Origin of the sequence: Streptomyces sp. PU-14G, from assembly GCF_041028275.1 — a bacterium.
Classification (GTDB): Bacteria; Actinomycetota; Actinomycetes; order Streptomycetales; family Streptomycetaceae; genus Streptomyces.
Window position 1 is genome coordinate 1 of record NZ_JASKYT010000263.1, and the last position, 9,902, is coordinate 9,902.

Below are 9,902 nucleotides of genomic sequence, written 5' to 3' on the forward strand. Positions count from 1 at the left end.
GCGCGGCAGCGCGAGCGCCGCGGCCCCCGYCYCGCCGCACGCACAGCCCGCCGCCCGTCCGGAGCCCGCGTACGGCGAGACCGTCCAGTTGGGCGCCGTCAGCCCGGCCGCTGACGCCGCCCCGCCCGTACAGCCCACCGCGGGACCGTCCGCGCCGGCGCCGTCCGCCGCCGGACCCTCCCACGCCGCGCCAGGCGTGCAGGCCCCGGGCGAGCCCGCACACGAGAGCGGAGCCGCCGCGTCCGACGGCGGTGACGAGCTGCCGCGCCGCCGCCGGCGGCGCCCGGTCCCCGAGGCGTCGCTGGACGCCACGGCCGCCGTCTCGCCCGAACCGGCCCCGCACGGCGGAACATCCGCCCCGCAGGCCCCGCAGCCCGCCGCGTACGCCCAGGCGTCACCGGAGGAGAGCGCGGAGCGCTGGGCGGCGTTCCAGCGCGGCACCGCCTCGGGCCGCGCGGCCGTCGACGAAGCGACCGCCCCGGGCCAGGCCCCCTCATACCCCCACGCCGATCCCCGTTCCGCTGAAGGGAATCCGCAGGAATGACAATCCCCGCACGCAGGTCGCTGCGCGACGACACCTCCTGGGTGCTGGCCCCGCTCCTGGACCTGCCACACGTCATCCACGCGGCCGTCATCTCAGGTGACGGCCTGATAGAGGGACGTTCGCCCAACCTGGAGCGGGAGGCGGCCGAGGGCGTCGCCGCGATGCTCTCGGCGCTCCAGGGCGCGGCACGCACGACCACGGCGGCGTTCGCCGGCTCCTACGAGGTGCGGCTGCGGCAGACGGTGGTGGAGTCGGACCAGGGCTGGGTCTTCGCCATCCCGGCGGGCGAGAACACCGCGCTGGCCGTCTTCGCCGGGCCCGACGTGAACATGGGCATCGTCACGCACCAGATGCAGGTGCAGGTGGCATCGCTGGGCAAGGCCATGAACAGCCCGGCCAGGAACGACATCTCGACATGAACCCGCCCGCAGACAACAGGCGCCTGGTGCCCGCGTATCTGGCGACGACCGGACGTGCCCGGCCCAGCCGCAACACGCTCGACCGGCTCACCGTGCTGCACGGTGCGTCGGACCCGGCGACGGTCTCCGGGCTCCGCCCGGAGGAGACGCGGCTGCTGGAACTGCTGCGCGGTGGGGCGCTGTCCCTCGCGGAGGCCGCCGCGCACCTGCGGCTTCCGGTCAGTGTGGTCAAGGTCCTGGTGGCCGACCTGGTGGACGCGGGCCGGCTGATGGCCCGCGCCCCGATTCCCGACGCCGAACTGCCGGAGCGGCAGATTCTGGAGAAGGTTCTCAATGGACTCCGCACTCTCAAGTCCTCCTAGCCCGGGCGACCCGGCCGGCGCCTCGGCGGCAGGCGGCTCCATATACCTGGAGGACAAGCCGCAGACGCTGGTCAAGCTGCTGGTCGCAGGGCCGTTCGGGGTGGGCAAGACGACGTTCATCCGCTCGCTGTCGGAGACGGCGCCGCTGCACACCGAGGAGGTGATGACGCAGACCGGCGCGCTGGTGGACAACCTGGCCGGGGTACGGGACAAGACCACCACCACGGTGGCCATCGACTTCGGCCGGCTGACGCTCCCCGGCGACCTGGTGCTGTACATGTTCGGCACGCCCGGACAGCGGCGCTTCCGCCCCCTGTGGCAGGACATCGCGCGCGGCGCGCTGGGCGCCCTGGTGCTGGCCGACACCCGGCGCCTGGCGGACTCCTTCGAGGTGATGGACATGATCGAGGAGGCCGGGCTGCGCTACGCGGTCGCGGTCAACTCCTTCCCCGACTCCCCCTCGCACCACCCCGACACCCTCCGCGACCACCTCGACCTGCACCCCGACACCCCGCTGGTGGTGTGCGACGCGCGCAACCGCGACCAGTCCGCCGACGCGCTGATCGCCCTCGTCGGCCACGTCCTCGACGTGCTCGACCAGCAGCAGAAAGACGCCAGCACGACCGGCCGGCAACACGGCCCCCAGCAGCCCCAGGAGACCGCTTGAACGCCGCGCCCCACTCCGGCACCACACCGTCCGGCACCATGCCGGCGCCGCTGTCCCGGCCGAACCACGAGGTCACCCCGCTGTACGGGGAGGAGTTCGCGGCCGACCCGTACGCGGTCTACGAGCGGCTGCGCCGGTACGGCGCCCTCGCCCCCGTGGAGATCGCGCCCGGCGTCGGCGCGATGCTGGTGATCGACTACCGGGCCGCCCTCGACCTGCTGCACGACCCGGTGACCTGGTCGAAGGACTCCACCGTCTGGCAGGACACGGTGCCGCAGGACTCGCCCGTCCTGCCGATGCTGCGGGCCCGCCCGAACGCCCTCTTCAGCGACGGGGAGGCGCACGCCCGCTACCGCCAGGTGATCTCCGACAGCTTCGCGCGGCTGGAGCCCCACCAGGTCCGCCAGACCGTGCGGGAGGTCGCCGACCAGCTGATCGCACACTTCGCGCAGGACGGCGAGGCGGACCTCATCGGCCAGTTCGCGCGGCTGCTGCCGCTGCTGTTCTTCAACCGCGCCTTCGGCCTGGCCGACGACCGCAGCGAGCTGCTCATCCAGGGCATCGCCGGCATGTTCGACAGCAAGACCGCCGAGGAGGCGGAGGCGGCCGACGCCGCCTACACCCGCTACATCACGGAGCTGACCCAGGCCAAGCAGCGCGAGCGGGGCCAGGATCTGACCTCCTGGTTCATGGACCATCCGGCCGGGCTGAGCGCCGAGGAGGTCATCCACCAGATCGTCCTGACGCTGGCCGCCAGCTACGAGCCGCTGTCCAACCTCATCGGCAACGCGCTCAGCCGGATGCTCGTCGACGAGCGCTACTACAGCGACCTGTCCGGCGGCGCGCTGACCCCGCGCGACGCCCTGCACGACGTGCTGCGCAACGAGCCGCCGATGGCCAACTACTCCGCGCACTACCCCAGGCGGGACGTCTACTTCCACGGCGTGTGGCTGCGCGCGGGACAGCTCGTCCTGGTCAGCTACGCGGCGGCCACCACCCAGAGCGGGCGCGCCGCCCCGGGTGAGGCCACCGGTGCCGACGGCTCCGGCGGCGGCGCGCACCTGGCGTGGGCCGCGGGCCCGCACGGCTGTCCGGCGCAGCAGCCGGCGCTGCTCATCGCCAGCACCGCCATCGAACGGCTCACCGCCTGGCTCTCCGACATCCGGCTGACGGTGACGTACGACGAGCTGAAATGGCGGCCGGGCCCCTTCCAGCGGGGCCTTGTCTCACTGCCCGCGCAGTTCAGCCCCGTCTCTCCCGACCACGTAGGAGGCACCCCGTGGAAGAGCCCGTCCATATAGCCGTCCCTTCGGACGTCGTCATCGACCCGGAGGGTCGCGACATCCACGGCGAGGCGCAGCGCATCCGCGCACGGGGAGCCGCCGCGACACTGGTGGAGCTGCCCGCCGGCATCCACGCCTGGTACGTCAGCGAGTTCGACGTCCTCAAGCAGCTCCTGCGGGACCCGCGTGTTTCCAAGGACCCGCGCAGACACTGGCCCGCCTGGCAGCGCGGCGAGTTCCACGACACGTGGATCCGCACCTGGGTCAGCGTCGAGAACATGCTCAGCTCCTACGGTGAGGACCACAAGCGGCTGCGCAAGCTGGTCGCCCCCGCCTTCACCGCGCGGCGTACGGCCGCCATGCTGCCCCGCGTGGAGCGCATCACCGGTGAGCTGCTCGACGCCATGGAAGACGACGCGGCACGCGACGGAACAGTGGACCTGCGCGCCTCCTTCGCGCACCCGCTCCCGATGAACGTCATCTGCGAACTGTTCGGCGTCCCCGAGGACCAGCGGCCCGAGATGAAGCGGCTGATGGACCTGATCATGGACACCACCCTCACGCCCGAGCAGGCGGGACAGACGGCGGTGGACATGCAGGCGGCCTTCACCGCGCTCGTCGAGGCCAAACGCGCCGAGCCGGGCGAGGATCTGACCAGCGTGCTGGTCGGCGCACGCGACGAAGAGGGCGCCGCGCTCTCCGAGAAGGAACTGCTCGACACCCTGCTGCTGATGATCGGCGCCGGGCACGAGACGACCGTCAACCTCATCGGCAACGCCGTCCACGCCCTGCTCGCCCACCCCGAGCAGCTCCGGCTCGTCCTGGACGGCCAGGCCTCCTGGGACGACGTCATCGAGGAGACACTGCGCTGGGCACCCAGCATCGCCAACCTGCCGCTGCGCTTCGCCGTCGAGGACATCGCGCTCCCCGACGGCACCGTGATCGGGCAGGGCGACGCCCTCCTCTCCACCATCGCCTCGGCGAACCGGGACCCGGCCAAGTACGGTGCCGACGCGGCGCGGTTCGACATCCGCCGGGCGGGCGGCGGGGAGCACCTGTCCTTCGGGCACGGGGTGCACTTCTGTCTGGGCGCCCCACTGGCCCGTATGGAGGCCCGCACGGCACTGCCCGCCCTCTTCGACCGCTTTCCGAAGCTGCGTCCCGCGGTGCCGCCCGAGGAGATGGCACAGGTCGCCTCCTGCATCGCCTTCGGGTACGCGGGTATCCCCGTACGGCCACGAGGGTGAGGTTCCGCGACGCCTGAGGCCGGAGGCGGCGGGGGGCGAGCGGCCCGGAGGACAGGGCCGGGCCGCCGCTCCCCGCCACCTTCTTGAGGGCCCGGCCTGCACGTGTGTTCTCTAGGCTGGGCCTGCCCGCATGTCCTCAAGGGTTGGGCCTGCCCGCGTGTCCTCAAGGGCTGGGCCTGTCCGCGTTCGGAGCGTCAGGCCGACGGCGCCTCGCCTGTCACGCCCCCGGCCACAGCCCCTCGTCCGTCAGGCCGAGGAGGTCGATGGCGTTGCCCCGCACGATCCGCTCCACCAGATCGGCCGGCAGGTGCCCCATCTGCTGCTCACCGACCTGACGGGACTTGGGCCAGGTCGAGTCCGAGTGCGGGTAGTCCGTCTCGTACAGGACGTTGGGTACGCCGATGGACTCGACGTTCCGCAGCCCGAACGCGTCGTCGAAGAAGCAGCCGTAGACGTGCTCGGCGAACAGCTCGGACGGCGGGCGCAGCACCTTGTCCGCCACGCCGCCCCAGCCCCGGTTCTCCTCCCAGACCACGTCCGCGCGCTCCAGGATGTACGGGATCCAGCCGATCTGCCCCTCCGCATACATGATCTTCAGGCGGGGGAAGCGCTCGAAGGCGCCGCTCATCAGCCAGTCCACCATCGAGAAACAGCAGTTGGCGAACGTGATGGTGGAGCCGACAGCGGGTGGTGCGTCCGCCGACGTCGACGGCATCTGGCTGGAGGAGCCGATGTGCATGGCGATGACGGTGCCCGTCTCGTCGCAGGCCCGCAGGAACGGGTCCCACGCGTCCGTGTGGATGGACGGCAGACCCAGGCGCGGAGGGATCTCCGAGAAGCAGACGGCGCGCACGCCCCGCGCGGCATTGCGCCGTACCTCCTGAGCGGCCAGTTCCGCGTCCCACAGCGGTATGAGGGCGAGCGGTATGAGGCGTCCGTGTGCGTCGGGCCCGCACCACTCCTCCACCATCCAGTCGTTGTACGCGCGCACCCCCAGCAGCCCCAGCTCGCGGTCCTTGGCCTCGGTGAACGTCTGGCCGCAGAACCGCGGGAAGGTGGGGAAGCACAGGGCCGACTGCACGTGGTTGACGTCCATGTCGGCCAGGCGCTCGCGCACGTCGTAGGAGCCCGGGCGCATCTGCTCGTAGGTGATGGCCTCCAGCCGCACCTCGTCCCTGTCGTAACCGACGGCGGTGTCCAGCCTGGTCAGCGGGCGGTGCAGGTCCTCGTACACCCACCAGTCGGCGATCGGCCCCTCGTCGCCCGGCCTGCCCATCGTCGGGGTGAACTTGCCGCCGACGAAGGTCATCTCCTTCAGGGGGGCGCGCACGATGCGGGGCCCGGTGTCGCGGTAGCGGGACGGGAGCCGGTCCCGCCATACGTGCGGGGGTTCGACCGTGTGGTCGTCCACCGAAATGATCCTGGGGAAGGTCTCCATGCCCACCACCGTAGCGCCGTACCTGACGGGTCGTCAGCTACCGCGTCGCCCCCGAACGCGCGCCCCCGGCTCCTGTCCCGACTTCTGCGCCACCCCGCGCGCCTCTTCGCTTCGACTTCCTCAGCGCTCCGTTCGCGCATGCCGCGTCCGCGCATACCGTGTCCGCGCATACCGTGTCCGCGCATACCGCGTCCGCGCCTGCCGTCGCTCCGTACGGACCGGAGTGTCCCTGCGGCCGAACCGGAGCGTCCGTCCGTACAGACGGGCAGATCCGTCCGTACAGACCGGCGCAACCCTCCGTGCGGACCAGCAGGGCCCCGTGCGGACCGGCAGCGCCCTCCGTGCGGACCGGCGCAACCTCCGTACGCAGCACTGCGTCCCTCCGTACGCAGCACTGCGTCCCTCCGTACGAGCCGGCGCACCCCGCCGTTCGGGCTCTCCCGCCGCCCCGCTCGCAGCAGCGGGAGACCATAACCGGCATCCGCCGAATTCGAAGGCTTCGTAGAGAGGCTGGTACCTGAGCTGACGTAAACGGCGCCGACAAGGCAGACTGACCCGTGCGGGGAACGGAGGAGTGCGGATCAGCAGGGGGCACACCAATGGGCGCCGGGGACGACACGCGTAACGGAGCGGGGCAGCGGAATCGCCAGTTGCGGTTCGCTCTGCTCGGTCCCGTGCGCGCCTGGCGCGGGGACCAGCCACTCGGCATGGGCTCCCCCCAGCAGAAAGCCCTGCTGGCAGCGCTACTGCTGCGCGGCGGCCACACTGCCACCGCCGAGGAACTCATCGACGCCATCTGGGGCGAGGAGCCGCCCGAGCAGGCCAAGGCCGCGCTGCGCACCTACGCCTCCCGCATCCGCAAAGCCCTCGGCCCCGACGCCGACCTGCTCGTCAGCGAATCCGGCGGCTACTCCCTGCACACAGGCCCCGAAGCGCCACTCGACGTCGAGACCGCCCACGACTGCGCCGCCCGCGCCGACAAGGCCGCCTCCGGCGGCGACCGCGCCCAGGCCCGCGAGCTGTACGGCGCGGCCCTCGCCCAGTGGGACGGTGAACCCCTCGCGCGCATACCGGGTCCCTACGCCGAACACCAGCGCATCCGCCTGGAGGAGTGGCGCCTGAGCCTGCTGGAGCTGCGGCTCGACCTCGACCTCCAGGTCGGCTGCCACGCCGAAGCCGTCAGCGAGCTGACCGCGCTGACCGCCGCGCATCCGCTGCGCGAGAGGCTGCGGGAACTGCTGATGCTCGCCCTCTACCGCAGCGGACGCCAGGCCGAAGCCCTCGCCGTCTACGCCGACACCCGGCGCCTGCTCGCGGACGAGCTCGGCGTCGACCCCCGCCCCGAGCTGTCGGAACTCCAGCAGCGCATCCTCGAAGCCGACGACGAGCTCACCTACCAGGCCGACGAGCCCCCCGCCGACGGGCCCACCGTCACCCGCCCCGCACAGCTGCCCGCCACCGTCGCGGACTTCACGGGACGTACCTCCTTCGTCGCCGAACTCGGCGACCAGCTCGCCCAGGCCGAAGGCACCGTCATGGCCGTCTCCGCCGTCGCCGGAATCGGCGGCGTCGGCAAGACGACACTCGCCATCCACGTCGCCCATGCCGCAGCCGACCGCTTCCCCGACGGGCAGCTCTACGTCGACCTCCAGGGCGCCGGAGCCGCACCCGCCGACCCCGAAGCCGTGCTCGGCTCGTTCCTGCGTGCACTCGGCGTCGCCGACTCCGCGATCCCCAGCGGCGTCGAGGACCGCTCAGCCCTCTTCCGCTCGCTGCTGGCGGGCCGCCGCGTTCTCGCCCTGCTGGACAACGCCCGCGACGCGGCACAGGTCAGACCCCTGCTGCCCGGCGCCGCCGGCTGTGCCGCGCTGGTCACCAGCCGCGTCCGCATGGTCGATCTCGCCGGAGCGCACCTCGTCGACCTCGACGTCATGAGCCCCGACGAGGCACTCGCCCTTTTTACCCGCATTGTGGGCGAGGAACGGGTGCTCGCCGAGCGCGAGGCCGCCATGGACGTCGTGGCCGCCTGCGGCTTCCTGCCGCTCGCGATCCGCATCGCGGCGGCCCGGCTCTCGGCCCGCCGCACCTGGACGGTCTCCATACTCGCCGCGAAGCTCGGCGACGAGAGGCGCCGCCTCGACGAACTCCAGGCCGGCGACCAGGCCGTCGGCGCCACCTTCGAGCTCGGCTACGGCCAGCTCGAAGGCGAACAGGCCCGCGCCTTCCGGCTCCTCGGCCTCGCCGAGGGCCCCGACATCTCCCTCGACGCCGCCGCCGCGCTCCTCGACCGCAGCCAGGAGGACGCCGAGGACCTGCTGGAGTCCCTGGTCGACACCTCCCTCCTGGAATCGGCCGCCCCACGCCGCTACCGCTTCCACGACCTCGTCCGCCTCTTCGCACGGGCGTGCGCGGAGCGCGATGAACAGCCACCGAGTGAGTGCGACGCCGCGCTGCGGCGGCTGCTGGACTTCTATCTGGCGACGGCGCGGAACTACTACGTCCTCGAACGGCCCGCCGAATCCCTCGTCCACCACTTGGAGACCACGCAGCACCCCGGCCTCACCTTCGCCGATCACGGCGCAGCAATCGAGTGGCTGTTCGCCGAATCGTCCTGCTTCCTCGCCTGCGCCGCACAGATGGCGTCGGGCCCAACCCTCCGCCCGGCCGTCGATCTGCTGATGGCCACCAGCGCGCTGGCGGAGGCGGGGAGTTACGGACGGCAGTACGAGCAGGGAGCGCACTCCGTGAAACGCGTCGCCCAGGAAGTCGGTGACGCGCATGCCGAAGCCCGCGCGCGCTCCGTACTGACCGGGATGCACCTGGCTACGGGCCGCTTCGACGAGGCCGATGAGGAAGCCAGCGCGGCGGGTCCGCTCGGCCACGAGGCGGGTGACCCCATCTCCGCCTCCTACGCGCTCAACGACCGCGGGCTGGTCGCCAACTACCAGAGCCGTCCACTCGACGCCGAGCGCTTTCTCGATGCCGCGCTTCAGGCGTTCCGGTCGTACGGGAACAAGCCCGCCGAGGCGAGCGCCCTGTGCAACCTCTCCCGGGTACACACCGTACTGGGCAAGACGGACACGGCCATCTCACTGGCCGAGCAGGCGCTGGACATCCACGACCATCTGAGCGCCTCCATGCGGCGGGCGACCACGCTGTACGCGCTCGGCATCGCGCTGACCACAGCCGACCGGCTGCCGGATGCGGAGAAGAACTTCTCCGAGGCGCTGCGTCTCTTCCAGCAGAGCAGGCAGCGCCTGTGGGAGGGCATGGCGTACTTCCGGCTCGGGGAGGTCCGGTTGGCGGCCCATCAGCCCGCCAACGCCGCGGGCCTGGCGGAGCAGGCCATGGCCATTCTCCGGAGTGTCGGTGGGCCCTGGCGCCGGGCGAACGCGTTGACGCTGCTGGGCCAGGCGCTGGACTCGCTGGGACATCACCGTCGCGCACAGGCCTGTTGGCGGGAGGCGCTGGAGCAGTACGAGAGCCTGGGAGCCCCTGAGGCGGAGGACGTGCGACAGCTGCTGGAACGTGAGGCAGCCGCCTGACCGTTCCGTGAAACACGGTCACCAACAAGACGTTCATCGATCGTTTATCGACGCCCGGCATGCTCTAGGCAGTCGATCCGGCGCGTCGGGGGGCAGGCGGATCGACAGGGGGGACGACCTTCCCCCGATAGGGTGAACGGCCCGACTCGTCCGCCCGGCGGCCCACGGGGGAGCCGCTGGGCGGACACCTGCCCACAGATCCCATGGAGGGAAAGCCACCATGAGCGACCACGAAGAGAAGGTCACGCCCGAGAGCGGCGAGGTGACCACCAAGGAGCGCAACCAGACCATCAAGCCGCCGGCCGCCGACAGCGCCTCGGGAGAAATGACCACGAACGAGCGCAACCAGACGATCAATCCGGCCAACTGATACCTGCTCTCCGGGGCCCCAGGGGAT

Annotated in this window: 8 protein-coding genes and 1 pseudogene; 8 read left to right on the forward strand and 1 reads right to left on the reverse strand. The window is 71.8% G+C overall.

The window, feature by feature from the left end:
* The 6 genes and pseudogenes from AB8Z75_RS25090 to AB8Z75_RS25115 form a co-directional block, all read left to right on the forward strand.
* A pseudogene (locus AB8Z75_RS25090) lies at positions 1 to 544 on the forward strand (hypothetical protein); the annotation flags it as partial.
* Positions 541 to 963: a roadblock/LC7 domain-containing protein gene (locus AB8Z75_RS25095; protein ID WP_114016067.1), complete on the forward strand. Its 423-nt coding sequence runs from the start codon at positions 541 to 543 to the stop codon at positions 961 to 963. The pseudogene AB8Z75_RS25090 and the gene AB8Z75_RS25095, both read left to right, overlap by 4 nt.
* A complete protein-coding gene (locus tag AB8Z75_RS25100) occupies positions 960 to 1,325 on the forward strand; it encodes a DUF742 domain-containing protein (protein ID WP_114016068.1) in 366 nt (121 codons plus the stop codon). The genes AB8Z75_RS25095 and AB8Z75_RS25100 overlap by 4 nt, the downstream gene beginning before the upstream one ends.
* A 40-nt stretch (positions 1,326 to 1,365) precedes the next feature.
* Entirely contained in the window at positions 1,366 to 1,992 is a 627-nt protein-coding gene (locus AB8Z75_RS25105) for an ATP/GTP-binding protein (protein WP_369205723.1), read from the forward strand.
* The gene (locus tag AB8Z75_RS25110) at positions 1,989 to 3,293 is read left to right on the forward strand and encodes a cytochrome P450 (protein WP_369205715.1); all 1,305 of its coding nucleotides are present in this window, start codon (positions 1,989 to 1,991) and stop codon (positions 3,291 to 3,293) included. The genes AB8Z75_RS25105 and AB8Z75_RS25110 overlap by 4 nt, the downstream gene beginning before the upstream one ends.
* Positions 3,272 to 4,522 carry a cytochrome P450 gene (locus AB8Z75_RS25115; protein ID WP_369205717.1) on the forward strand — a complete coding sequence of 417 codons (1,251 nt, stop codon included), beginning with the start codon at positions 3,272 to 3,274 and terminating at the stop codon, positions 4,520 to 4,522. The genes AB8Z75_RS25110 and AB8Z75_RS25115 overlap by 22 nt, the downstream gene beginning before the upstream one ends.
* A gap of 217 nt (positions 4,523 to 4,739) precedes the next feature.
* On the opposite strand, the gene AB8Z75_RS25120 is transcribed toward AB8Z75_RS25115, so the two are convergent.
* The gene (locus tag AB8Z75_RS25120; protein WP_369205719.1) at positions 4,740 to 5,969 is read right to left on the reverse strand and encodes an amidohydrolase family protein; all 1,230 of its coding nucleotides are present in this window, start codon (positions 5,967 to 5,969) and stop codon (positions 4,740 to 4,742) included.
* Between the two features lie 590 nt (positions 5,970 to 6,559).
* On the opposite strand from AB8Z75_RS25120, the gene AB8Z75_RS25125 reads away from it, so the two are divergent.
* Complete coding sequence (locus AB8Z75_RS25125; protein WP_369205721.1) at positions 6,560 to 9,505, forward strand: BTAD domain-containing putative transcriptional regulator; 2,946 nt, start codon at positions 6,560 to 6,562, stop codon at positions 9,503 to 9,505.
* Between the two features lie 220 nt (positions 9,506 to 9,725).
* The gene (locus tag AB8Z75_RS25130) at positions 9,726 to 9,875 is read left to right on the forward strand and encodes a hypothetical protein (protein WP_181860753.1); all 150 of its coding nucleotides are present in this window, start codon (positions 9,726 to 9,728) and stop codon (positions 9,873 to 9,875) included.
* The last annotated feature ends 27 nt before the right edge of the window (positions 9,876 to 9,902 follow it).